At 32.7% G+C, this 25,970-nt stretch carries 21 protein-coding genes; 3 read left to right on the plus strand and 18 right to left on the minus strand.

The features are described from left to right. Nucleotides 1-12: 12 nt before the first annotated feature. The 5 genes from ilvN to GQ47_RS00945 all read right to left on the minus strand — a co-directional run bounded on the left by ilvN (nt 13) and on the right by GQ47_RS00945 (nt 6,688). Nucleotides 13-534, minus strand: coding sequence for an acetolactate synthase small subunit (gene ilvN / locus GQ47_RS00925; protein ID WP_035643804.1), 522 nt, complete (start codon nt 532-534; stop codon nt 13-15). 90 nt (nt 535-624) lie between these two features. Continuing rightward, nucleotides 625-2,313, minus strand: coding sequence for a biosynthetic-type acetolactate synthase large subunit (ilvB, locus tag GQ47_RS00930; RefSeq protein WP_035643806.1), 1,689 nt, complete (start codon nt 2,311-2,313; stop codon nt 625-627). Nucleotides 2,314-2,377: 64 nt separating this feature from the next. Further along, complete coding sequence (gene ilvD / locus GQ47_RS00935; protein ID WP_035643807.1) at nt 2,378-4,051, minus strand: dihydroxy-acid dehydratase; 1,674 nt, start codon at nt 4,049-4,051, stop codon at nt 2,378-2,380. 272 nt (nt 4,052-4,323) lie between these two features. Then, on the minus strand, nt 4,324-5,442 hold the full coding sequence (leuB, locus tag GQ47_RS00940) for a 3-isopropylmalate dehydrogenase (protein WP_035643809.1): 1,119 nt from the start codon (nt 5,440-5,442) through the stop codon (nt 4,324-4,326). A gap of 70 nt (nt 5,443-5,512) precedes the next feature. After that, the gene (locus tag GQ47_RS00945; protein ID WP_081909306.1) at nt 5,513-6,688 is read right to left on the minus strand and encodes a 2-isopropylmalate synthase; all 1,176 of its coding nucleotides are present in this window, start codon (nt 6,686-6,688) and stop codon (nt 5,513-5,515) included. Between the two features lie 155 nt (nt 6,689-6,843). Here GQ47_RS00945 and GQ47_RS00950 point away from each other — a divergent pair, with 155 nt between their 5' ends. After that, nucleotides 6,844-8,388 carry a hypothetical protein gene (locus GQ47_RS00950; protein ID WP_035643811.1) on the plus strand — a complete coding sequence of 515 codons (1,545 nt, stop codon included), beginning with the start codon at nt 6,844-6,846 and terminating at the stop codon, nt 8,386-8,388. A 78-nt stretch (nt 8,389-8,466) separates the two neighbouring features. Here GQ47_RS00950 and GQ47_RS00955 read toward each other — a convergent pair whose 3' ends face one another. Together GQ47_RS00955 and GQ47_RS00960 are read right to left on the minus strand one after the other, a co-directional pair. Next, nucleotides 8,467-10,122, minus strand: coding sequence for a M1 family metallopeptidase (locus GQ47_RS00955; protein WP_035643813.1), 1,656 nt, complete (start codon nt 10,120-10,122; stop codon nt 8,467-8,469). Between the two features lie 167 nt (nt 10,123-10,289). Next, nucleotides 10,290-11,942, minus strand: coding sequence for a M1 family metallopeptidase (locus tag GQ47_RS00960; protein WP_035643815.1), 1,653 nt, complete (start codon nt 11,940-11,942; stop codon nt 10,290-10,292). A gap of 113 nt (nt 11,943-12,055) precedes the next feature. Here GQ47_RS00960 and GQ47_RS00965 point away from each other — a divergent pair, with 113 nt between their 5' ends. After that, nucleotides 12,056-12,754, plus strand: a complete 699-nt coding sequence (locus GQ47_RS00965; RefSeq protein ID WP_035643817.1) for a carbohydrate-binding family 9-like protein — start codon at nt 12,056-12,058, stop codon at nt 12,752-12,754. A 14-nt stretch (nt 12,755-12,768) separates the two neighbouring features. On the opposite strand, the gene GQ47_RS00970 is transcribed toward GQ47_RS00965, so the two are convergent. The 11 genes from GQ47_RS00970 to GQ47_RS01020 form a co-directional block, all read right to left on the minus strand. Further along, nucleotides 12,769-13,479 carry a hypothetical protein gene (locus tag GQ47_RS00970; RefSeq protein WP_035643819.1) on the minus strand — a complete coding sequence of 237 codons (711 nt, stop codon included), beginning with the start codon at nt 13,477-13,479 and terminating at the stop codon, nt 12,769-12,771. A gap of 79 nt (nt 13,480-13,558) precedes the next feature. Further along, the gene (gene hisIE, locus GQ47_RS00975) at nt 13,559-14,155 is read right to left on the minus strand and encodes a bifunctional phosphoribosyl-AMP cyclohydrolase/phosphoribosyl-ATP diphosphatase HisIE (RefSeq protein ID WP_035643821.1); all 597 of its coding nucleotides are present in this window, start codon (nt 14,153-14,155) and stop codon (nt 13,559-13,561) included. A 44-nt stretch (nt 14,156-14,199) separates the two neighbouring features. Then, the gene (gene hisF / locus GQ47_RS00980; protein WP_035643823.1) at nt 14,200-14,955 is read right to left on the minus strand and encodes an imidazole glycerol phosphate synthase subunit HisF; all 756 of its coding nucleotides are present in this window, start codon (nt 14,953-14,955) and stop codon (nt 14,200-14,202) included. Nucleotides 14,956-15,039: 84 nt separating this feature from the next. Beyond that, a complete protein-coding gene (gene hisA, locus GQ47_RS00985; protein ID WP_035643824.1) occupies nt 15,040-15,765 on the minus strand; it encodes a 1-(5-phosphoribosyl)-5-[(5-phosphoribosylamino)methylideneamino]imidazole-4-carboxamide isomerase in 726 nt (241 codons plus the stop codon). Between the two features lie 101 nt (nt 15,766-15,866). After that, a complete protein-coding gene (gene hisH / locus GQ47_RS00990) occupies nt 15,867-16,448 on the minus strand; it encodes an imidazole glycerol phosphate synthase subunit HisH (protein ID WP_035643826.1) in 582 nt (193 codons plus the stop codon). Between the two features lie 86 nt (nt 16,449-16,534). Further along, nucleotides 16,535-17,671 carry a bifunctional histidinol-phosphatase/imidazoleglycerol-phosphate dehydratase HisB gene (gene hisB, locus GQ47_RS00995; protein ID WP_035643828.1) on the minus strand — a complete coding sequence of 379 codons (1,137 nt, stop codon included), beginning with the start codon at nt 17,669-17,671 and terminating at the stop codon, nt 16,535-16,537. Nucleotides 17,672-17,779: 108 nt separating this feature from the next. After that, on the minus strand, nt 17,780-18,829 hold the full coding sequence (hisC, locus tag GQ47_RS01000) for a histidinol-phosphate transaminase (RefSeq protein ID WP_035643831.1): 1,050 nt from the start codon (nt 18,827-18,829) through the stop codon (nt 17,780-17,782). A gap of 85 nt (nt 18,830-18,914) precedes the next feature. After that, nucleotides 18,915-20,198 carry a histidinol dehydrogenase gene (hisD, locus tag GQ47_RS01005; protein WP_035643832.1) on the minus strand — a complete coding sequence of 428 codons (1,284 nt, stop codon included), beginning with the start codon at nt 20,196-20,198 and terminating at the stop codon, nt 18,915-18,917. A 125-nt stretch (nt 20,199-20,323) separates the two neighbouring features. Beyond that, entirely contained in the window at nt 20,324-21,181 is an 858-nt protein-coding gene (gene hisG, locus GQ47_RS01010; protein WP_035643834.1) for an ATP phosphoribosyltransferase, read from the minus strand. A 325-nt stretch (nt 21,182-21,506) separates the two neighbouring features. Further along, nucleotides 21,507-22,892: a sensor histidine kinase gene (locus GQ47_RS01015; RefSeq protein ID WP_035643836.1), complete on the minus strand. Its 1,386-nt coding sequence runs from the start codon at nt 22,890-22,892 to the stop codon at nt 21,507-21,509. Next, a complete protein-coding gene (locus tag GQ47_RS01020; RefSeq protein ID WP_035643838.1) occupies nt 22,893-23,558 on the minus strand; it encodes a response regulator transcription factor in 666 nt (221 codons plus the stop codon). Nucleotides 23,559-23,762: 204 nt separating this feature from the next. On the opposite strand from GQ47_RS01020, the gene GQ47_RS01025 reads away from it, so the two are divergent. Continuing rightward, entirely contained in the window at nt 23,763-25,895 is a 2,133-nt protein-coding gene (locus GQ47_RS01025) for an LTA synthase family protein (protein WP_035643840.1), read from the plus strand. Nucleotides 25,896-25,970: the final 75 nt, after the last annotated feature.

Consider the following 25,970-nt stretch of genomic DNA (forward strand, 5'->3'; position numbering starts at 1 on the left):
TTATGAATGATATTATTTGAAAGTCTCTAATAGCGTTGAAATTTCCATTTTTTCTTTAGAAACTGAAATTCTTCCCGAACGTACAAATTGCATGATTCCGTATGGCTTGAACTTAGCATACAATTCTTCAATTTCAGAACGTCTTCCTGATTTTGAAATCACAAAAAAATCACGAGAAACCGTTACAATCGTAGACTGACTCTCTTTGATTATATTTTGAATTTGTTTTTCGTCGAACAATAAATTTGAAGCAATTTTAAACAAGGCATTTTCTAAATAAATAGTCTCTTCATCTGTGTGATAAAATGCTTTTATAACTTCAATTTGTTTTTCAATCTGTCCCACAATATTCTGAACCCATTTCTCTGTAGTATTAACTACAATAATGAATCTTGAAACATTCTCTATTTCTGATTCTGAAACATTTAAACTTAATATATTAATGTGACGCTTTAAGAATATTCCAGATATTCTATTCAACAAACCCACGTTATTTTCTGAGTATACCGATATGGTAAATGTTTTATCTTCCATTTTGTTTTTTAGTTTTATTTGTTTCAAGTTTCAGGTTTCAAGTTCTGCTGAGAACGTGAAACTTAAAACTTGAAACCTGAAACTTTTTTCTTAGCTTAATCTAATTTCTGAAACACATGCTCCTGTTGGAATCATTGGGAAAACGTTGTTTTCTTTTTCCACCATGACTTCCAAGAAGTACGATTCTTTAGAAGCTAACATTTCTGCTACAGCTTCATCTAAATCTTCACGTTGCGTAACTTTTTTAGATTTAATATGATATCCTTCTGCAATTGCAACAAAATTTGGATTAATCATTTTTGTTGATGCATATCGGTTGTCAAAGAACAATTCCTGCCATTGACGTACCATTCCTAAAAATTCATTATTCAGAATAACAATCTTTACTGGAACCTGAGTTTGGAAAATTGTTCCCAATTCCTGAATTGTCATTTGGAATCCACCATCACCAATAATCGCTACAACTTCACGCTCTGGTTTACCCATTTTTGCTCCAATTGCTGCTGGAAGCGCAAATCCCATTGTTCCTAATCCGCCAGAAGTAATATTACTTTTAGTTGAATTGAATTTTGCATAACGACAAGCAAACATTTGGTGCTGACCAACATCTGAAACGATAATTGCATCACCTTTTGAATGTTTATTGATCATTTCAATAGTTTCTCCCATTGAAATTCCTTTACCATTCGTAGGATTCAACTCTTCTTTAATAACCGTATTATATTCAACTTCTTGCAATGCCTTAAATTCATTATGCCATAAATCGTGAGCTTTAGAATCAATTAAAGGCAACAAAGCAGCTAAAGATTCTTTTACATCACCTAAAACTGCAACTTCAGTTTTAACATTTTTGTCAATTTCAGCTGGATCAATTTCGAAGTGAATTACTTTCGCCTGTTTCGCATAAGTAGCTAATTTACCTGTAACACGGTCATCAAAACGCATTCCGAAGGCAATTAAAACATCACATTCGTTGGTCAATAAATTTGGACCATAATTTCCGTGCATTCCAAGCATTCCAACATTTAAAGGATGATCTGTAGGTAAAGCCGATAATCCTAAAATTGTCCAAGCTGCAGGGATTCCTGATTTTTCTACAAAAGCTTTAAATTCAGTTTCGGCTTGTCCTAAAATAATTCCTTGTCCAAAAACAATGAACGGTTTTTTAGCGCTATTAATTAAAGCTGCTGCTTCGGCAACTTTATCTAATTTTAATTTCGGAACTGGAACATAACTTCTTATTCCTGTACATTTTTCATAGCTATAATCAAACTCGTCAAATTGTGCATTTTTAGTTATATCAATCAAAACCGGACCTGGACGGCCAGAACGAGCGATATAAAAAGCTTTTGCAATTATTTCCGGAATTTGAGAAGCTTCAGTAATCTGAAAATTCCATTTTGTAACCGGAGTTGAAATTCCGATAATATCAGTTTCCTGAAAAGCATCAGAACCTAACAAATGTCTTCCAACTTGTCCTGTAATACAAACCATTGGTGTTGAATCGATTTGTGCGTCTGCAATTCCTGTAACTAAATTAGTAGCACCTGGCCCAGAAGTAGCAATTGCAACACCCACTTTTCCAGTAGCTCTGGCATAACCTTGAGCTGCATGCGTTGCTCCTTGTTCGTGACGAACTAAAACGTGGTGCAACTGATCCTGAAATTTATATAATTCATCGTAAACCGGCATGATTGCTCCTCCTGGATAACCATAAACCAAGTCTACACCTTCTTCTAACAAACATCTTATAACGGCTTCTGCCCCTGATATTCTCATAGTATATTGTTTTTCAAGAACCAATTTCAATTTTCAATTGATTCTTGATATTATTGTTTTTTAATTAATTATCGGTAACGCATCCTGTAGAAGCACTTGACACCGATCTAGCGTACTTAAACAAAACTCCTCTATCAACTTTTAAAGGAGGCTGAACCCAAGCCGCTTTACGAGCAGCGAATTCTTCGTCAGATATCTTCAGGTCGATTGTATTTTTCTTAGCGTCGATAGCAATTATATCTCCATCTTTTACTAGTGCAATACCACCACCATCATATGCTTCTGGTGTAACGTGTCCTACCACGAAACCGTGTGAACCTCCGGAAAATCTACCGTCTGTGATTAGTGCACATGTGCTTCCTAATCCGGCTCCAATAATCGCAGATGTAGGTTTTAGCATTTCAGGCATTCCCGGACCACCTTTTGGTCCACAACCTCTAATGACGACTACATTGCCTGGTTTAATTTTTCCGGCTTCAAGACCTGGAATTACTTCAAATTCACCTTCAAAAACTACAGCTGGACCTTCAAAATATTCTCCTTCTTTTCCACTGATTTTTGCTACAGCACCTTCAGAAGCAAGATTCCCGTATAAAACCTGAATATTTCCTGTTGGTTTCAACGCTTTTTGAATTTCGTGAATTACTTCTTGTCCATCTTGTAAATCTGGAGTCGAAGCTAAGTTTTCAGCAACTGTTTTTCCTGTTACAGTCAAACAATCTCCGTGAATAAGTCCAACCTTCAAAAGATATTTCATTACTGAAGGAATTCCCCCAACTTCATGAATATCTTCCATCATATATTTTCCACTTGGTTTCATGTCTGCAAGAACTGGTGTTCTGTCGTTAATTGCCTGAAAATCATCCAAAGTAATTGTAATTCCAACAGAGTGAGCCATTGCAATTAAGTGCATAACTGCATTTGTAGAACCTCCTAAAACTGCTACAATTGTAATAGCATTTTCGAAAGCCTTGCGAGTCATGATATCTCTTGGCTTAATGTCTTTTTCTAATAAAATTTTAATTGCAGCTCCGGCAGCAAGACATTCATCTCTTTTTTCCTGACTCAAAGCAGGATTTGAAGAACTATATGGCAAACTCATTCCTAATGCTTCAATTGCAGAAGACATAGTATTTGCTGTGTACATACCACCACAAGCACCAGCACCCGGACAAGCATTTTTAATAACACCTTTAAAATCTTCCGGAGTGATTTCTCCTTTTACTTTTTTTCCTAAAGCTTCAAAAGCGGAAACAATATTCAAAGATTCACCTTTCCATTTTCCAGAGTGAATTGAACCTCCGTAAACCATCATTGACGGGCGGTTTAATCTTCCCATCGCGATCAACGCCCCAGGCATATTTTTATCACAACCAGGAATCGCAATAATACTATCGTACCATTGAGCTCCTGCAACTGTTTCAATAGAATCTGCAATTACATCACGAGAAACTAAAGAATAACGCATTCCTTCAGTTCCATTTGAAATTCCGTCACTAACACCAATGGTATTAAAAATAAGTCCGACAAGATCTGCATCCCAAACACCTTTTTTAACATCTTTTGCTAAATCATTCAAGTGCATGTTACAAGTGTTACCATCGTAACCCATGCTCACAATTCCAACTTGTGCTTTTTTCAAATCTTCTTCAGTTAAACCAATACCGTATAACATCGCTTGCGCCGCAGGCTGTGTCTGATCTTGAGTGATGGTTTTGCTGTACTTATTTAATTCCATTATGTATTATTTTATTTTAATTTTTGTTCAAAAAAAAACCTTCCAGTATTTGGAAGGTTTATAATATAGTCTTTCAATTATATTTATACCATTCCCGACGCAGATGTGCTAATCACATTGACAACAACGACAGAAGAAATAATAATAATTGAGATTTGCATCTTTTCTATTTTTTAGTGAGACAAAAGTATAAAAACTTTAATGACTAAAAAAATAAAATCTCAACATTTTAAAGACTTCTTGTTATTTCTTCTACGTTTTAACAAAAAATATTAAACAATTGTCGATTGTCCAATAGTTACATTGTCATTATTAAAATAAAGCAGATCATCTTTGCTGAAAATAAAATTAGAAACAAACTCCCCTACTTCATTTGTACCGAATTTTGAATCTGGTTTTAAATCAACCGTTACTACTTTAAATTCTATTGCTTTTTCTATCGCTTTATAAATGACATTAGCTTCTTTAGTTAAACCAAAATGCTCTAACAAAAGTGCCGCCGCCAAAATCGAAGCAATTGGATTTGCAATATTTTTTCCTTTTGCCTGCGGATATGATCCATGAATTGGCTCAAACAAAGCATTCTTTTCTCCTAAAGATATTGATGGCAATAAACCTATTGATCCTGTAATTACACTTGCTTCATCAGATAAAATATCTCCAAATAAATTTTCTGTCAAAATCACATCAAATTGTTTTGGATTTAAGATGATTTGCATTGCTGCATTATCCACAAATAAAAAATCTAAAGCTACATCTGGATAATCTTCGCTCACTTTCTGAACTACTTTTCTCCATAATCTTGAAGTTTCCAAAACGTTTGCTTTATCAACCATCGTTAACTTTTTGCGTCGTTTTTGTGCCGATTTAAAAGCTAGATGTGCAATTCTAGTAATTTCTTCTTCTGAATATTCACATAAATCCGAAGCATGTGTTCCTTCTTCATTAAGCGTTTTTGTTCCAAAATAAGCGCCACCTGTCAATTCTCTGAAAATAGTAAAATCAGCTCCTTCAATAATTTCTCTTTTTAAAGGGGAAGATTCGATTAAGGCTTTATATGGCTTAATAGGACGAATATTAGCAAACAAACCAAGCTCTTTGCGAAGTCTCAACAAACCTTGCTCTGGACGAACTTTTGCATTTGGGTTGTTATCATATTTTGGATCACCAATAGCACCAAGCAAAACTGCATCTGTATTCAAACAAAGATTAAGCGTTTGTTCCGGGAGCGGGTTTCCTGTTTTATCAATTGCAACCGCACCCATAAGCGCTTCTTCAAAAACAAATTCATGATTGTACACCTCGCCAATTGCGTATAATGCTTTTTTGGCTTGTAAAATTACTTCTGGTCCAATTCCGTCTCCTGGTAAAACTGCTATTTTCAAATTCATAACGTCTCGTTCTTTATGATTTAAATCTTTATTTTTTTTTCTTTTCTCTATTTTCTTTTCTCTTTTGAGACTAGCTTCTGATTAATTCTCCCTGAATTTTTGAAGCTTCGATAATCTGATGAATATCAGCATCAACAACTTCTTTTTTAATATCAGCGAATTTCAAAAACTCAATATATACAATGTCTAATTGTACTTTCGTTAGTTCATAACCTACTTTTTTAGCACGGTAAGCCAAAGCTGCTCTTCCACTTCTTGCTGTCAAAATAATTGACGATTCGTTCACACCAACATCAAGCGGATCCATAATTTCGTAAGTTGCTCTGTTTTTGATCACACCATCTTGGTGAATTCCAGAACTGTGTGCGAAAGCATTTGCTCCTACAATAGCTTTGTTTGGCTGTACAATCATTCCCATACTTTCAGAAACTAAACGGCTCATTTCGTTTAATTCTCTAGTATTGATATTCGTATCTAAGTTTAAGTATGGGTGTTGTTTGAAAATCATTACCACTTCTTCAAGTGCTGTATTTCCAGCTCTTTCTCCAATACCATTAATTGTACATTCAATTTGTCTTGCACCATTTATAGCTCCTGCAATTGAGTTTGCAGTTGCCATTCCTAAATCATTATGACAGTGACATGAAAGGATTACGTTTTCGATTCCTTTTACGTTTTCTTTTAAGTATTTAATTTTTGCTCCATATTCTTCTGGAAGGCAATATCCTGTTGTATCAGGGATATTTAAAACTGTTGCTCCAGATTTGATAACTTCTTCGCAAACTTTTGCCAAGAACGCATTATCAGTTCTTCCAGCATCTTCAGCGTAGAATTCAACATCTTCTACATATGATTTTGCATGAGCTACTGCAAATTTTGCTCTGGCAATAATATCTTCGGGCGTAGTTTGTAATTTGTGGAGGATATGAGATTCTGAGGTTCCGATTCCGGTATGGATTCTAGGTTTCTTCGCATGCTTTAAAGCCGCTGCAGCAACGTCAATGTCGTTTTTAACGGCTCTAGTCAATCCGCAGACGGTTGCATTTTCTACAATTTTACAAATCTCAGAGACCGATAAAAAATCGCCCGGACTTGACACAGGAAAACCAGCTTCGATAATATCAACTCCCATTTTGTCTAGTCGTTCTGCGATAACTAATTTCTGATTAGTATCTAACTTACATCCTGGAACTTGTTCACCATCGCGCAAAGTGGTGTCAAAAATTTGAACTTTCTCTCTATTCATATTCATTTATTTAATGTAATTTCACATTGTAATAACAAATATATATTGTACTTATGCAGTACAAAATTCGTTTTAATGAAATTATACTGTTCATAAAACATTTTATACGTAGTTAAATACTTTATAATCAATAAGTTATATTATTATTTTTTACAATGGCTAACCATCAAAAAGATTTCTTATTTGTTCTGATTAAATCCCTTTCCAAATCTGAAAAAAGACAATTTAAAATTTTTGCGAGTCGCTTAGAAACTAGTTCGAATACAAAATTCATCGAACTCTTTAATATTTTAGATAAATCAGAAACCTACGATGAAAAGCTTATTTTGAAGAGCGGAATCATCAAAAAAGTTCAGTTATCTAACTTAAAATCATACTTGTACAAGCAAATTTTAGTTAGCATTCGTTTAAATATTCCGAGCCAGAATATTCGCTATCAATTGCGGGAGCAAATAGATTTTGCTGTTATTCTATATAATAAAGGTTTGTACAAACAGAGCTTGAAGATTCTTGATAAAACAAAACAGCAGGCTTTAGAGAATGATGAAAAATATATGGCGTATGAAATTGTAGAATTCGAAAAACTGATCGAATCACAATACATTACCCGAAGTATTCAAGGCCGCGCTGACGAATTAGTAATTCAGGCAAAAGAATTGAATTACCGAAATACGATTTCAAGCAAATTATCCAATTTATCGCTTCAGTTATACGGAATCATGCTGAAAACCGGTTACGTAAAAAGCGACGAAGAATATAAATATATTGACGATTATTTCAACCGACATATTGCAAAACTAGACGAAAGCAAGTTTGGTTTTAGAGAAAAATATTGGTTTTATAATGCTAATTTATGGCGCAGTTTCTTAGTGCAGGATTTCTTAGCAAGTTATAAATACGCTTATAAATGGGTTACGCTGTTTTATGATAATCCAAACATGATTTACTTGAATCCGGTATTCTTCTTAAAAGGAAATCATTACTTTTTGGAATCGCTTTATATGCTTAAATATACTTCGAATTTCAAAAGATACCTTTCACTTTTAGAAGAAACAATCGAAGATCCAAGATTTCCGGTAAACGATAACATTGCATCGCTATCATTTCTATACATATATAATAATAAATTGAATTTGCATATTCTCGAAGGGACTTTTGCCGAAAGCGAATATTTAATTCCGGAAATTTTAGAAAGACTAAAATTACACAGCGAACATCTTGATGAACATCACGAAATGTTATTTTTCTACAAAATTGCTTCGATTTATTTTGGAAATGAAAAATACAACGAATGTATTCTTTACTTAGATAAAATCATCAATAACAAGAATTTGACAATGCGTGAGGATTTAATGTGCTTCGCAAGACTTTTGTCATTAATTGCGCATTACGAACTAGGAAAAGATTATTATTTAGAAAACCATCTTAAAAGCACGTATAAGTTCTTGCTGAAAATGAATGATTTACATGAAGTTCAAAAGGAAATCATCAAATTCTTAAGAAACTTAAATAATTTTTATCCAGCCGATATTAAGAAGGAATTCAAAAAAATGCACGCTCGTTTTGTTGAACTTGAAAAGAACACTTACGAAAAAAGAGCTTTCTTGTATTTAGATATTATTTCCTGGCTTGAAAGCAAAATTGAAAATCGCAAAATTGCTGATATTATTAAGGAAAAAGCTAAGCTGAATAGTCGTTAAGGCTTTAAAAATTTAATAACAAAAAAGCGTAAAAGATCTGATCTTTTACGCTTTTTTGTTATTGATTTTATCGAAGTTCTATTCTACAATATTCGAAGTCGTAACATAGAAATCCTTATCAACTTCTACCTTTCTATCTTCATTAGTAGTTTTTTCAGATTGCCATTCAGTTGTTGGTTTTAGCCACATTTCAACTCCATTTAGTTTTACTCTAACCGGCATATCAAATTTGGCTACGCAATTTGTCCAATGATACCCAAAAGTTCCATTCTTAAACATATATTCAAAAACCGGAATTTGAGTTGTAGTCAAATATTGAGCAAAAACTCTGTTGAAATTAATTCCTGATTGTTCGTTGATATAATCCTGAATTTGTTTACCTGTTACAGTTTGATGATAGAACGTTTTATTCATTCCTCTTAAAATCGATTTCCATTTTGCATCGTCATTAATTACCTGACGAATCATGTGCAGCATTGAAGCTCCTTTTGGATACATATCTCCAGATCCTTCATTATTTACATCATAATGTCCGATGATTGGAGTATCATTTTTAATGTTTTTTCTGCATCCAATAATATATTCAGAAGCGGCGTCTTTTCCATAATAATACTCTAAAAACAAACTTTCTGAATAGTTGGTAAAACTTTCGTGAACCCACATATCAGCAATATCTTTGTAAGTAATATTATTTGCAAACCATTCGTGGCCAGATTCATGAATAATGATGAAATCAAACTTTAATCCCCAACCAGTTCCGCTTAAATCACGTCCTAAATAACCGTTTTTATATTGGTTTCCATAAGTTACAGAACTTTGGTGCTCCATACCCAAATACGGAACTTCTACTAATTTATAGCTGTCTTCGTAAAACGGATAAGGTCCAAACCAGTTTTCAAAAGCTTTTAGCATTTTTGGAGCATCTTTAAATTGCTCTTTGGCTAGAACCAAATTATCTCTCAAAACATAATAATTACAATCTAAATTGCCTTTTTCACCTTTATAAACCTCAGAGAAATTAACATAATCACCAATGTTGATATTTACTCCGTAATTATTAATTGGGTTCGAAACATACCAATTAAAAGTTTTCGTTCCGTCTTTTTCTTTTTTAACACTTTTTAATCTTCCGTTTGAAACATCTGTCAAATCTCCCGGAACATTCACGCTGATTAACATATTCTCAACTTCATCATACATATGATCTTTACAAGGCCACCAAACACTCGCGCCTAGACCCTGGCAAGATGTAGCAATAAAATCCTTTCCGTTATTATCTTTTTTCCAAGAAAATCCGCCGTCCCAAGGTGCTCTCACGGCTTCTTTTGGTTTTCCTTCAAACTTGATTATAATTTCTTTCGAATCTCCAACTTTCTGTTTTTCTGATAAAGTGATAAAGAAAGCATTTCCATCTCTTTCAAACTTTAATGGCAAACCATTCTGAGTCACTTTTGTGATATTCATTGGTTGCTGCAAATCGATTTGCATTCTGTTGTTTTCTGTCAAAACAGTATAACGTACTGTATTTGAACCTGAAATTGATTTCTCTGAAGGATTCACTTTTACATCTAAATGATAATATTTCAAATCCCACCAGGCTCTTTCTTTTGTAATGCTGCCACGCAAACTATCCTGATGCGTAAAAACAGTTTCTGACTTATTTAAAAGTCCTTGCGCATTTGCACCGAAACCAACTAAAAAGGCGATAAAAGCGCCACCAAAGTATTTTCTCATTATTTATAAATTTGTAATAAATAAGGTCATTAAACCTGTTTAATCTGTAACAAATGTAAACATTCAGATTAATTATTCTAAAATTTTATGATTTCTGAAATAAAAAATAAACCCGACTGAAATTTAAAATATTCAGTCGGGTTTGATTTTTAATCTTTTAGAACAATTTAATTCGTAATATCAGAAGTAGTAATATAAAAGTTTTTGTCTGTTACAAGTGTTGGTTTATCGCCTTTTACATCTAATGCCTGCCACTCATTTTTAGGTTTTAACCAGGTTTCAACACCATTTAAATTTACTTTTAGAGGCATATTAAATTCTGGTGTACAATTGATCCAATGATATCCTAATTTTTGCTTAAAGAAAAAATATTCAAAAGTTGGCAATTGAGTTGTTCTTAAATACTGATTAAAAATAGGACTTAAATCGATACCTGATTCTTTGCTCATGTAATCCTCAATTTCTTTAGTGGTAACGGTTTTATGATAAAAAGTGCTGTTTAAGCCTCTTAAAATGTTTTTCCATTTTGTATCGTCATTCACAAGCTGACGAATGGTATGCAGCATATTTGCTCCTTTTGGATACATATCTCCAGAACCTTCTTTATTAACATCATAAATACCAATAATCGGTTTGTCATTACTAATCAATTTTCTTTCACCAATAATATAGGCTGAAGCAGCATCTTTACCATAATAATATTCAATAAAAAGACTTTCAGAATAAGTAGTAAAGCTTTCATGAATCCACATATCAGCAATATCTTTATAGGTGATATTATTAGCAAACCATTCGTGACCAGATTCGTGAATAATAATGTAATCAAATTTTAAGCCCCAGCCAGTTCTACTCATATCACCCCCCAGATAGCCATTTTTAAACTCGTTCCCATAAGTCACAGAACTTTGATGTTCCATCCCTAAATAAGGTGCTTCTACCAATTTATAACTGTCTTCATACCAAGGATAAGGTCCGAACCAGTTTTCAAAAGCTTTCAGCATTCGTGGCGCATCTTTAAAATGTTCTTTAGCAATTGCCAAATTATCTTTTAAAACATAATAACTACAATCTAAATCACCTTTTTCTCCTTTATATTTCTCCGAAAAATTGACATAATCACCAATATTAATATTTACGCCATAATTATTAATCGGATTTGAAACATACCAATTAAAAGTTTTTGTTCCGTCCTTTTCTTTTTTAACGCTTTGTAATCTTCCGTTCGAAACATCAGTTAAATCTCCAGGAACATTCACACTGATCAGCATATTTTCAACTTCATCATACATATGATCCTTGCATGGCCACCAAATACTAGCACCTAAGCCCTGGCATGATGATGCAATAAAATCTTTTCCGTTTTTATCTTTCTTCCAGGTAATTCCTCCGTCCCATGGTGGATTAACGGCTTCTTTAGGTTTTCCTCCAAAAGAAACAACAATTTCTTTCGTTTCTCCAACTTTTTGTTTTTCAATTAATTCAATAAAAAAAGCATTTCCATTTCGTTCAAATTTAAGTTCTTTTCCATTTTGAGTCGCTTTCGTGATATTCATTGGTTCCTGCAAATCGATTTGCATTTTGTTATTTTCAGTCAAAACCGTATAACGTATTGTATTTGAACCTGTAATTGTTTTTTCAGCCGGATTTACTTTTACATTTAAATGATAATGTTTCAAATCCCACCAAGCTCTTTCTTTTGTGATGCTTCCTCGTAAAGTGTCCTGATGTGTCAAAGTTTCTGACTTGCTAAAAATAGACTGTGAATGTGCTGAAAAACCAGAAATTAAAGCTATCAAAATAGCGCTTAAGTTTTTTTTCATAAATAATTTGAAAATTAAAAGATTATTGGAAAAATGTTTGCATTCAAAACAAAAAAATAACACTAAAATTAATAATTCTTCTCTATTTTTAGCTTTTTAAATCCTTCATTTTTATGAAATCTTATTTTATACTGTATTTGTTGCTTTTTTTATTTCTTAACAATTCCTATTCACAAGAAATCCCCATTCATAAAACTACTGAAAAAGTGATTATTGACGGCGATTTATCAGATTGGAAAACTTCATTTTTAGGGCCATTTGTAATTCATAATTCGGGAGAAAAAGCAACTCAAAATACTTTTGTTTCCTTTTCATGGAATGACGAAGCTCTTTATATTGCTTATCGTTGTACAGATTCTAAAATTATAGGCGCAAAACAAAAAAATGATACACAGATTTTCAATACAGATGATTTAGTAGAAATTTTTATTGATCCCGACGGTGACGGACAAAACTATATTGAAATTGGAGTAAATGCTTATTCCACTTATTATGATATGCTTTTAAAATGTATTTCGCCAGATTGTGGTGGATGGAAAATGTCAATGGCCTATAACATTTCTGGACTGGAAACGGCAAGCAAAATTAATCCGGAAGGTTTTTCTGCAGAAATTAAAATTCCATTTTCAAGTTTAGAAAAAATTGAAAATGGAAATTTTACAAAACCAAAAACTGGCACAATATGGCGTGGAAATGCTTTTAGAATAGATTACGGTAACACAACCGAATATCTTGCAATTCAGCCTTATAAAAGCTTAAAATTCGGATTTCATCAACCTTCTGAATTTGCTATTTTTGAGTTTAAAGAATAAAATTTAAAAAGCGATTAACCGTAAGATTCAAGCCCAATCTGTGCTCCTCTTTTTAAATTTCTTTTGCCTGCAATTCCGTTTATTACTAAACCTAAACCGGACAAAACAGCACCATAAAAAACAAGTCCGCCTCCAGTTCCTATTGTAAATACCAAACCAAGAGCTAAAAGAACAATTCCAATTATAATATTTCTGGTAAATTTTCTGGAAAAATCTTTACGGGTAATATCATTTATACGGTCTATTTTCTTTAGAACTGAAACTGGAATTTTAACACTTCTTTGTTCAATTATATTGCTTACAATAAAATAATTCTCTTTGGAATAGCTTTCTGTAAGTTCTCCAAAGTTTCCGTTTTCTATTATTTTATCCAGAATACTTTCAAAATTTGCAATTAATTCTGCATCAGTAAGATCTTTGTGATTATCTTCGATTATATCCTCGATATTTTCTTCAAATTCAAGTCTTCTTTCCGATAAATATTCAATTTGTTCCAAAGGAGAAAGATCTTCAATATGTCTCTTTTCTGTTTCTTTCTCTTCTGCTATTTTCTTTTCATTGGCTTCTTTCAGAATCGTATCAATATCAATATTTCGGGCAACTAAAATTTCCTTTGCAACAATTAATGCATCAGGATTGTATTTACTGGCGTTTTTAGTCAGCATCAAAATTAAATCTTCATCTGAATGATCCACAAAACGCTTTCTGAATGTTTCTATGTCCATGGCTTAAATATTTACGTAAATATCAAAAAATAATTTTTATTTTAACATAATTTAGTAAATATTTTTTCACAATTTAGAATTATTTCTGACGTTTCTTCAGAACTTCAACAACGTCATTTAATTGGAAACCTTTAGCCTGCAATAAGATCAAATAATGAAAAAGCAAATCAGCGCTTTCGCTCAAAAATAAATCATCATTGTCATCTTTTGCTTCAATAACCACTTCTACAGCTTCTTCTCCAACTTTCTGAGCAATTTTATTGATGCCTTTTTCAAACAAAGAAGCTACATAACTTTTCTCCGAATCAGCATTTTCTCTTCTGATTTTAATTGTATTTTCCAATTGAGAAATAAAACCATAATTCGCTTCATTTGGCTCTTGCCAACAAGTATCTGCTCCAGTGTGGCATGTTGGCCCAACAGGTTTTGCCTGAATCAAAAGTGTATCTCCATCGCAGTCGTTTTTAATACTTACCAAATTCAAAAAGTTGCCACTCTCCTCGCCTTTTGTCCAAAGTCTTTGCTTTGAACGACTGAAGAAAGTTACTTTTTGAGTTTCTATGGTTTTTTGAAGCGATTCTTCGTTCATATAACCCAGCATCAAAACATTTTTAGTTTCTGAATCCTGAATTATTGCCGGAATCAATCCGTGTGCACTTTTTATATCGATTTCCATAATTTTAGTCTAAAGTTGTAAAGTCCAAAGTCTTAAAGTTAAAACTATAATCGAACTTCTATATTATTATTTTTTAATTCTTGTTTCAAAGCTTTTATCTCAATTTCTTTAAAGTGAAAAACGCTTGCTGCTAAAGCTGCATCTGCTTTTCCTTTTTTAAAGGAATCAACAAAATGCTGAATATTTCCAGCACCTCCCGAAGCAATTATTGGAATATTTACTAATTCTGAAAGTTTAGCCAAAGCTTCGTTTGCAAAACCATTTTTAGTTCCGTCATTATCCATTGAAGTAAATAAAATTTCTCCGGCACCGCGTTCTGCCACTTCAACAGCCCAATCGAATAAATTTAATTCGGTAGGTACTTTTCCTCCAACTAAATGCACAATCCATTGTCCGGCAATTTGTTTGGCATCAATAGCCACAACAACGCATTGGCTTCCAAATTTCTGTGCCAAATCATTAATCAACTGCGGATTTTTAACTGCAGATGAATTAATCGAAACTTTATCTGCACCGTTATTCAACAGAATATCAACATCTTCAACAGATGAAATCCCACCACCAACAGTAAACGGAATATTGATTTTCTCAGCAACGCTTCGCACCATATTTACTAAGGTTTTACGTCTTTCTTCCGTAGCCGAAATATCCAGGAAAACCAATTCATCCGCACCTTCAGCCGAGTAAATTTCAGCCAATTCAACTGGATCTCCAGCGTCACGCAAGTCAACGAAATTTACACCTTTTACAGTTCTTCCGTTTTTTATATCCAAACAAGGTATGATTCTTTTTGCTAACATTTATCTAATGTGTTAATTAGAAAATTAGTCAATTAGATAATTAATTTACACTCCGCAAAACAATTATCTAATTATCAAATTTTCTCATTTTCTAATTATAAAATCCTCTAGTTGTTTCAAACTAATTCTTCCTTCGTAAATCGCTTTTCCAATGATTGTTCCTTCGCAGCCTAATTCAGCTAATTTTGGTAATTCGTCGAAAGTTGAAATTCCTCCTGAAGCGATTAGTTTAATTCCTTTTGCTTCTGCTAAAATTTTACTGTACAAATCAAAACTTGGACCTTGTAGCATTCCGTCTTTAGCGATATCGGTACAGATAACATACTGAATTCCTCTTGATTGATAATCTTGAATAAACGGAACCAAATCTTCATTAGATTCTTCTAACCAGCCAGAAACCGCTATTTTTTCATCTTTTGCGTCGGCGCCTAAAATAATTTTCTCTGAACCATATTCTGAAATCCATTTTTCGAAAATCGCTCTGTTTTTTACGGCAATACTTCCGCCAGTTATTTGATTTGCACCGCTTTCAAAAGCAATTCTCAAATCATCATCTGATTTTAATCCGCCGCCAAAATCAATTTTTAAGCTTGTTTCTGTGGCAATTTTTTCTAATATTTTATAATTGACAATTTTACTTGATTTTGCACCATCTAAATCTACTAAATGCAGATATTCAATTCCGTGAGCTTCAAATGATTTTGCCACTTCAAGCGGATTCTCATTGTAAATTATTTTCGTATCATAATCACCTTTGGACAAACGAACGCATTTTCCTTCAATGATATCTATGGCTGGTATTATTCTCATTTTTTTTTAGTCTTAAAGTTTGAAAGTCTAAAGTCATAAAGTCTTTTCTGATTCTCAAAAATTGTTATTTTGATTGATCTTGTTTTTTGAATTTGAAAATTTTACATCTTCAGGAAATTTCCAAGAATTTTCTCTCCAACATCACCACTTTTTTCTGGGTGGAACTGAGTTCCGTAAAAATTATCTTTTTGCAAAGCAGATGCATATTCAACATCATAATTCGTTGTTGCGATGGCTTCTGTACAATTTGGTGCGTAAAAACTGTGAACCAAATACATAAATTCATTTTCAGAAATTCCTTTAAACAAATCGGTTTTTAAATCATAAATCTGATTCCAGCCCATTTGAGGCACTTTTACGTTGTTTGAAAATTTCAAAACGTCAACATCAAAAATTCCTAAACCTTTTGTATTCCCTTCTTCGGTTTGATTACACATTAATTGCATTCCAAGACAAATTCCCAAAACAGGTTGTTTCAATTCAGGAATCAAATTATCCAATCCGCTTTCACGAAGTTTAGTCATAGCCGAACTCGCCTCGCCAACGCCAGGAAAAATCACTTTATCAGCCGACTTAATTTCGTCCGGATCATTACTTAAAACAGCTTTAAACCCCAATCTTTCAATAGCAAACATAATGCTCTGAATATTTCCTGCTCCGTAATTTATAATTACTATTTTCATTAACTTTTTGTTTCAGGTTTCAAGTTTCATGTTTCAAGTTACTCCACTGAACTTGAAACATGAAACCTGAAACAATTTTTAACCTTTTAAAGCATTCCTTTCGTCGAAGGCAAAATCATTTTTTCAGTATCTCTTTTTACGGCTACTTTTATTGCTTTCGCAAAAGCTTTAAAGATTGCCTCAATTTTGTGATGCTCATTGATTCCTTCTGCTTTTATGTTTAGATTGGCTTTTGCGCCGTCTGTGAATGATTTGAAGAAATGATAAAACATTTCAGTTGGCATTTTCCCAACCATTTCACGTTTGAATTCCGTTTCCCAGATCAGCCAGTTTCTTCCTCCGAAATCAATTGCGGCTTGCGCTAAACAATCGTCCATTGGAAGACAGAAACCGTAACGCTCAATTCCTAGTTTGTTTCCTAACGCTTTTGCGAAAACTTCTCCTAATGCAATTGCCGTATCTTCAATTGTGTGGTGTTCATCTACCTCTAAATCACCTTTTACTGTGATTTCTAAGTCCATTTGACCGTGACGTGAGATTTGATCTAACATATGATCGAAAAACGCAATCCCTGTATCGATTTTGCTTTTTCCTGTTCCGTCAAGATTTAGATTGATATAAATATCCGTTTCGTTTGTTTTTCTTGTAATTGATGCTGAACGAGCTTCTAATTTCAAAAACTCATAAATTGTCTTCCAATCCATTGATTGTAACACAATTGTTTCGTCTAATTCCTCACGTTTTGATGAAATTTCATTACTTCCAATTCCGTCTGTATTGTTCATGAAAATGGCTTTTGCACCAAGGTTTTTAGCCAGTTCAACATCTGTTAAACGATCTCCTAAAACAAAAGAATTTGCCAAATCATATTCTGGATTATTTAAATATTTTGTAAGCATTCCGGTTCTTGGTTTGCGAGTAGGCGCATTTTCTTCCGGAAAAGTTCGGTCTACAAAGATTTCATCAAACAAAACGCCTTCGTTTTCAAATGCTCTTAAAATGAAATTTTGTGTTGGCCAAAACGTATCTTCCGGAAAACTATCTGTCCCTAATCCGTCCTGATTGGTTACCATTACTAATTCATAATCTAATTCATTGGCAATTTTAGCCAAATATTGAAAAGCTTTTGGATAAAACTCTAATTTATCTAAACTGTCTAATTGGTAGTTTTCTGGTTCTAAAACAATCGTTCCGTCACGATCGATAAAAAGTACTTTTTTCATAAATTATTTATTTGCCCACAGATGACACGGATTAAACGAATTAAAAAAAAATTAAATTTCTACACTAAATAAAAATCCGTTTAATCCGTGTCATCTGTGGGCTATGTTTTATTTTAACAATTTTAATTCTCTAATAACAACAGCATTTTCTTCTTTTGTTCCAATCGTAAAACGAAGACAATTTTCACATAAAGGCTGTGTCGTTCTATTACGAATTACGATTCCTTTTTCAATTAATTGATTGTATCTTTTATTGGCGTCATCTACTTTTGCCAGAATAAAATTAGCTTCTGTAGGATAGACTTTTTCCACAAAAATAACTTCAAGTAAAACTTTAAGTAATTCTTCTCTTTGTTCAATAATAGAAGCTATTTCTTGTTTTATTTTTTCAGAATCTTTTAAACGTTCGATTGCTCTTTGCTGTGTTAATTCGTTTACATTATAAGGCGGTTTAATTTTATTCAGAATTGAAATCACTTCTTCAGATGCATAACAAATTCCCAAACGAATTCCAGCCAAACCGTACGCTTTTGAAAGTGTCTGTGTGATAACCAAATTTGGATATGCGTCAATTTCTGCCAACCAGCTTTCCTTCTCCGAAAAATCAATATAGGCTTCATCAATTACTACTAAACCTTTAAAGTTTTGCAATAATTTCACCACACTTTCATCTGAAAATAAATTTCCGGTTGGATTGTTTGGAGAACATAAAAAAATGATTTTTGTATTCTCATCAACTGCTTCCAGAATTTTTTCAACTTGTGGCTGAAAATCTGTTGTCAGTAAAATTTCTCGGTTTTCAACTGCGTTAATATTCGCTAAAACACCATACATTCCGTAGGTTGGCGGCAATGAGATAATATTGTCTTTATTGGGCTCGCAAAAAGCTCTGAAAAGCAAGTCCAAAACTTCGTCACTTCCATTTCCTAATAAAATCTGACTTTGTTTCGTTAAATTATTTTTAGCCAAAATCGCTTTAACCGAATTCTGTTGTGGATCAGGATAACGATTTACCCCATTTTGAAACGGATTTTCATTCGCATCCAAAAAAATCATTTCGGCAGTATCAAAATCCTCAAATTCATCTCTTGCCGACGAATAAGGTTTTAAAGTTTTCACGTTTTCACGTGTAATTGTATTTATATCGAAAGTACTCATTGCTTTATCTTTTTAAGAAGCAAGAACCAAGATGAAAGACTCTTTTAAAATCTTGCCTCTTTGCTCTTTCTTCTTCCTTTTGTCTTTATTTTAAACTCTCCAATCTCAACGTTACAGCATTCTTATGCGCTTGTAAACCTTCGGCTTCAGCCATAGCTTCAATCGCTTTTCCGATGTTTTGAATTCCGGTTTTAGATATTTTCTGAAATGTCATTGATTTCATAAAACTATCCAGATTTACACCGCTATAATTCTTCGCATAACCATTTGTTGGAAGTGTATGATTTGTTCCCGAAGCATAATCTCCGGCGCTTTCCGGCGTATAATTTCCAATGAAAACTGAACCTGCATTTACAATTCCGTTACAATAGAAATCATCATATTCAGAACAAATAATAAAGTGTTCAGGCCCATATTCATTAATTAAATCCAAAGCAATCTGATCATTTTCGACATAAATTAATTTCGAATTTTCGATCGCTTTTTCTGCAATAGCTTTTCTTGGCAGAACCTCTAATTGTAACTGAATCTCTTTTTCTACTTGAGCAATCAATATTTTTGAAGTAGAAACTAGAATCACTTGACTATCTGTTCCATGCTCAGCCTGAGATAATAAATCTGACGCAACAAAAGCCGGTTCTGCTGTATTGTCAGCAACAATTAATAATTCTGAAGGACCGGCTGGCATATCAATTGCAACTCCAAATTGTGTCGCCAACTGTTTTGCCACCGTTACAAACTGATTTCCTGGTCCGAATATTTTATACACTTTCGGAATCGATTGTGTGCCGAAAGTCATCCCTGCAATCGCCTGAATTCCTCCAACTTTTAAAATTTTAGTTACACCGCATAAATTTGCCGCATATAAAATCGCTGGATTAATTTTCCCTTTTTTATCTGGCGGAGAACATAATACGATTTCTTTACAACCTGCAATTTCTGCTGGAACAGCCAACATTAAAACGGTTGAAAACAAAGGTGCAGTTCCACCTGGAATATATAAACCAATTTTCTGAATTGGTCTTTTTTCCTGCCAACAATTTACTCCTTCAATGGTTTCAACTTCAATTCTGTCGGTTTTTTGTGCTCTGTGAAATTTGTAAATATTGTCTTTTGCTAATTGAATTGCTTCTTTCAATTCATTCGGAATCAATTCTATTGCTTCATTTATTTCTTCTAAAGAAACTTCATAATTATCTTGAGAAATACCATCGAAAATTGAAGTGTATTTTGCTACAGCTTCATCTCCTTTTTTCTGTACTTCTCTAAAAATTTCTTTTACCGTAACCTCAATATCATCAATAGTTTGGGTTGGTCTTTTTAATATATCTGACCAGATTTCTGGTTTTGGATTGTCTATTTTATTCATGCCTTTAATTTTTAACCGCAAAGGGCGCAAGGTTTTATTTATTCTCTTTGTCTATAAAAACGCTAAGTTCGCAAAGCTGTAATCTTAAAATTGGAATTTGGAATTTAAAAATTGAATTTTCTTCTTTATAGTACCATTTTCTCAATTGGACAAACCAGAATCCCTTCTGCTCCAACTTCTTTTAATTGATCGATTACATCCCAGAAAGTATCTTTATCAATTACAGAGTGAACACTACTCCAACCTTCTTGTGCCAATGGAAGAACCGTTAAACTTCTTAAAACCGGAAGGATTTTTCCAACAGCATCAATTTTATCATTTGGAACGTTCATCAAAATATATTTTGAGTTTCGGGCACGCAAAACCGCCTGAATTCTGAACTTTAAAGTATCAATGTGTTTTTGGATTTCTGGAGAAACTTTTGGGGAAACTGCTAAAACTGCCTCGCTTTTTAGGATTACTTCAACTTCTTTTAAGTTGTTTTTGAATAATGTACTTCCGCTTGAAACAATATCAACAATGGCATCTGCAAGACCAATGTTTGGTGCAATTTCTACAGAACCAGAAATTTGGTGAATATCTACTTTCAAACCAAATTTACTAAAATATTCATTAACCGTATTTGGATAAGAAGTAGCAATACGTAAACCTGCTAAATCTTGTACAGAATTGTAGTCAAATGTTTTAGGAACAGCTACAGAAACTTTGCATTTTGAGAAACCTAATTTCTGAACGACTTCAATTCCCTTTCCTTTTTCTACCAAAAGATTGTCGCCAACAATAGCTAAATCTACAACTCCATCAATTAGATATTGAGGAATATCTGAATTTCTTAGATATAAAACTTCAAGAGGAAAATTTGAAGCTTCGGCTTTTAATTGGTCGATTCCGTTGTTGATTGAAATACCGCAATCTTTTAAGATTTGAATGCTGTCTTCGTTTAAACGACCTGATTTTTGAATTGCAATTTTTAAAGTACTCATTTTTTAGTTGTTTGTTTGATTAATAGTTTGAGTACAAAGAATTGGTATAAAAAAACCCGTTTGATGTACTCAAACGGGTTTTAAAATATGATGATTTACACACATACCATTAACACATCGCTTGAGAGCAATAATGAAAATGATGATGATGTAATTGTTTTGAAATCATTGTTTGGTTTGTTTTATAATTCTTTGATTCGGTTGCAAATATACTAGTTAATTTCATAAAAAAACAATTTTTAATATAACTTAACGATAGTTTATTGTTAAATAAAAATTGAAGTGCCGTTTTTACTACCAATTTTTCATTTACTACAACGTTTTCTTATTTATCATTAAAAGTCAAAAATACAGTTGTTCCGACATTTAATTCGCTTTCAATTTTAAACTTAATATTTAATAACTCTGTGGTTCTTTTTACAATAGACAATCCTAGTCCAGTCCCTTTAATTTCAGGATGATCCGTAGAATTTGATCTAAAAAACGGGCTCGAAATTAATTCTAAATCACCTTTTGCAATCCCTATTCCGTTGTCTGTGATTTTACATATTGTTTTACCATTTTGCTTTAAAAGTAAAATCGAAATATGTCCTCCTTTATCAGTATACTTTAATGCATTCGAAATAATATTTCTTATAATAGTAATTACCAAAAAAGTATCAGACTGAATATAACAATCTGCAACAGCATCAAATTTTACATCTATTTTTTTTGCGTTTATCTTCTCCGAATTCAACGTCAGAGCATCTAAAATTAACGAATTCAAATAAACCGACTCCGTATTAATGTTCTGTTTTTGATTCTCAAAACGTGCCATTAAAAGCAGCTGATCAACAAGTGCATTTAAATGGTCAACCTCATTTATGCAATAGTTAATTTTTTCTTCGTATTCCTTATTGTCACGGGGTTTACGAATTAGCACTTCAAGTGTTCCTTTAATTACCGTTAAAGGCGTTCGTAGCTCATGAGATGCATCGGAAGTAAACTGTTTTTCGCGCTCAATCGCATCTTCAATTCGGTTTAATAAATTGTTTATTGTTTTTGAAAGTGTGAATAATTCATCGCGCGTTTTTGGCAATGGAATTCGGGTTTTCAGATTGTCTTTTGTAATTATTCGGGACGTATTTATAATCGCATTTATTGGTTTTATGCTTCGTCCGGCAAAAAAACGAGCAATTAAAAATAATAACACTAAAATAATCGGAAATGCAATTAATAAAGTATCAAGAAGATTTTTTAATACTTTGGCCGAATCTGACAATGACATTGCAATAATTAAATAACCTATTTTTTTTGATTTCACATGAAGCGGAATCTGAATTTGCCTGATTTTGCTTCCTAATAAATGGGTATCAAATAATTCATAGTGCTCTTTACTTTCATGATAAACCAGTTTTTCATTTTTTAAGTTGGGCGATTTTTCAATTATTTTTTTATTCAGATCCAAAAACTGAACAAAAACCGGATTTACATCAACAGAATTGTGCTCTCGTTCCTCCCATTCTTCAGCATCCATGAAAATCACTTTCTTATTTTCCATTCTGATTTCTTTCAAGTGATCCTGAATTTCAATCATCAAATTTTCATCAATGTGTTTATAAACAGTAAATTTTACTGTAGAATATGTTGCTGAGAAAACCACTAAAATCAACAAACCTGTTGTAATAATATAGTTTAAGGCAATTCTGTTTTTAAATGATAATTGTGCCATTTATAAGTCGTTAGCGATATAACCAATTCCGCGAATTGTTTTTATATAATCTTCCTCAATTTTTAAATTGAGTTTTTTTCTAATTGCATTCATAAAAACGTCAATTACACCAGTATCATATTCAAAATTAATATCCCAAACATCTTTTAAAATCTGATTTCGAGTACAAACTTTGCCTTTATTCTGAATCAAATAGGTCAATAATTCAAACTCTCTCTGTGTCAGTGAAACTTCTTCGTCATTTTTTAGCACAATATGTTTCGATAAATCAATTTTTATAGTGCCCAGCGTTAACTCTTTATCCCCTTTTACATGTCTAAAATGAACTTTAATACGTTCAACAAGCTCTTCAAAACTAAAAGGTTTTTTTATATAATCATTCGCGCCTGCTTTTAAGCCAGCAACCGTTTCCTGAACAGTATCTTTTGCGGTAAGGAAGATTATTGGTGTATGCTGATCCTTGATCCGAATGGCTTTGCATAAATCCAGTCCGTTAATTTTAGGAAGCATCCAATCTAACAGAATCAAGTCAAATTGATGATTCTGAACTAATTCAAAGCCTTTTGAACCGTCATTAGCAGTAGTTACCAAATAACCTTCTTCCTCAAGTCCCTGTTGCAAAAATTGTACAATTCCTAATTCATCTTCAACTATTAAAATATGCATGTATATATAATTTAGATTTTAAATTAATCTCTGTTCTTAGTTTGTCAAAGATAAAAATTTTCGCACTCAGAAATAGTGCTAATGCATTAGAATAAACCAATTTAATCATCTTAAGACAACTTTAAGTTAACACTAAGCAAGGTAAAAGCATCTCTTCATCTCTTATTCATTAATGCAAATTAATTTTGCATAAAATATAATACCATGATTTACAAAAAGCTTTCACCTTTTTACAATCTCGCAATTTTCTATTTTCTCATTAGTTTTCTATTGCGAATTGTTCTCTTTTTTCACCCTATAACGCAAAGTTCTTTTACGGTTTTAGAAAGTTTAAAAATTTTCAGCTTAGGATTAGTTTCTGATCTTTTCGTTTTTGTATTGGCGAGCGGATTTTTATGGCTTTATTTAATTTTTATTTCTAATTTAAAATACAACAAGCCATATGGATATATTATTCTGGGCGGTTTTGTTGCCTTACTTTTATATATCGCTTCAGGAAAAAGTATTTTAGATGAATATGGCGGCGCTTTGCCGAGAATTGTTTTAATATTCGTCGGAATCAAAACATTGCTTTTTTCTTTGTTGCTTTTTCTTCCAAAATGGAGAGATCAAATTAGATATTGGCTTTTTGCTTTTGTAATTTTTCTTTACGTTTTACTAATTCTTCAAAACGGTTTAAGCGAATATTTCTTTTGGAATGAATTTGGTGTAAAATACAATTTTATCGCTGTTAATTACCTGATTTACACCAATGAAGTTATCGGAAATATTATGCAATCGTATCCAGTAATTCCAATTTTTTCAGCACTTTTTATTATTACCGCTGCCATAACTTATTTCATTTTAAAAAGATCTAAAAACTATATTGAAGATATTCCAAACTTGACTGAAAAACTGAAAATTTCAGGAATTTACCTAGTTTTGTTTTTGATTTCTTTAATTGCGGTTCCAACTTTATCAAAAACCGAGAATTCTAAAAATGTTTTTGTTAATGAATTACAATCAAACGGATTATATAAATTTTATTTAGCATTTCAGAATAACAAATTAGATTATTTCAAATTTTACAAAACGCTGCCAAATAATAAGGCATTTGCCAATTTAAAAGAAAATTTCCCTAGTATTTCAGGTCACAATACCATTCGTGAAATTAATAGTGATTCTCTTGAAAATCATAAAAATGTTGTTCTAATTACGATCGAAAGCTATAGCGCCGATTTCATGAAAGCTTATGGAAATAAACAAAACATAACGCCTTTCTTAGACAGTTTAGCGCAAAAAAGCCTTCAGTTCACTAATTTATATGCTGCTGGAAACCGAACTGTTCGTGGACTTGAAGCTGTAACTTTATGCCTTCCTCCAACTGCCGGAGAAAGCGTTGTAAAGCGTGAAGACAATAAAAACAAGTTTTCAACCGGATCTGTTTTCAAACAAAAAGGTTATAATGTAAAATTCATGTATGGAGGCGATGCCTTTTTTGATAATATGAAAGATTTCTTTTCAGGAAATGGATATCAAATTGTCGACAAATCAAGTTTTTCACCCGAAGAAATCACATTTTCAAATGTTTGGGGCGTTTGTGATGAAGACATGTATAATAAGGCAATAAAAGTGATGAATGCTGAAGCTAAAGAAAACAAGCCTTTCTTCAATCATATTATGACGGTGAGCAATCACAGACCTTTTACTTATCCAAATAATAAAATCGACATTCCAGGCGACATCAAATCTCGTGAAGGCGGTGTAAAATATACGGATTATTCTCTTCGAAAATTCTTCGAAATGGCAAGTAAACAACCTTGGTTTAAAAACACTGTTTTTGTTATTGTCGCAGATCACTGCGCTTCAAGTGCTGGAAAAACACAACTTCCGTTGGATAAATATAGAATACCTGCTTTTATTTATACACCAAATGAAAAACCAGCTCAATACAATCAATTAATGTCTCAGATTGATTTGATGCCAACACTTTTCGGTCTGCTTCATTTTGACTATCAAAGTAAGTTTTTCGGTCAGGACGTTTTTAAAACCGATTATAAGCCAAGAGCTTTTATTGCAACGTATCAGGATTTAGGATTGATAAAAGACAATGTTTTGACTATTTTATCGCCTAAACAAACAGTAAAACAATATAGTTTAAAACTAAAACCAACTGCTGGAGTTGCTCCTGAATTTCAAATCATGTATGAAGAAACTCCATTGAAAGCAGAAAGAACTGATTTAGTAAATGATGCTATTTCTTTTTATCAATCGGCATCATATGTTTTAAAAGAAAAACAATATCAGTTTAAAGATTTAAAAGCAAAGAATGCTAAGCTTTACGCAAAACTTCGTTAGAATAGAAGCAAAAAAATAGAAGCAAGACGATAGAAAATAAATTAAAAGAGAAAGCCTCAAATTCATTTGAATTTG

The organism is Flavobacterium sp. ASV13 (genome assembly GCF_000745775.1).
Taxonomy (GTDB): Bacteria; Bacteroidota; Bacteroidia; order Flavobacteriales; family Flavobacteriaceae; genus Flavobacterium.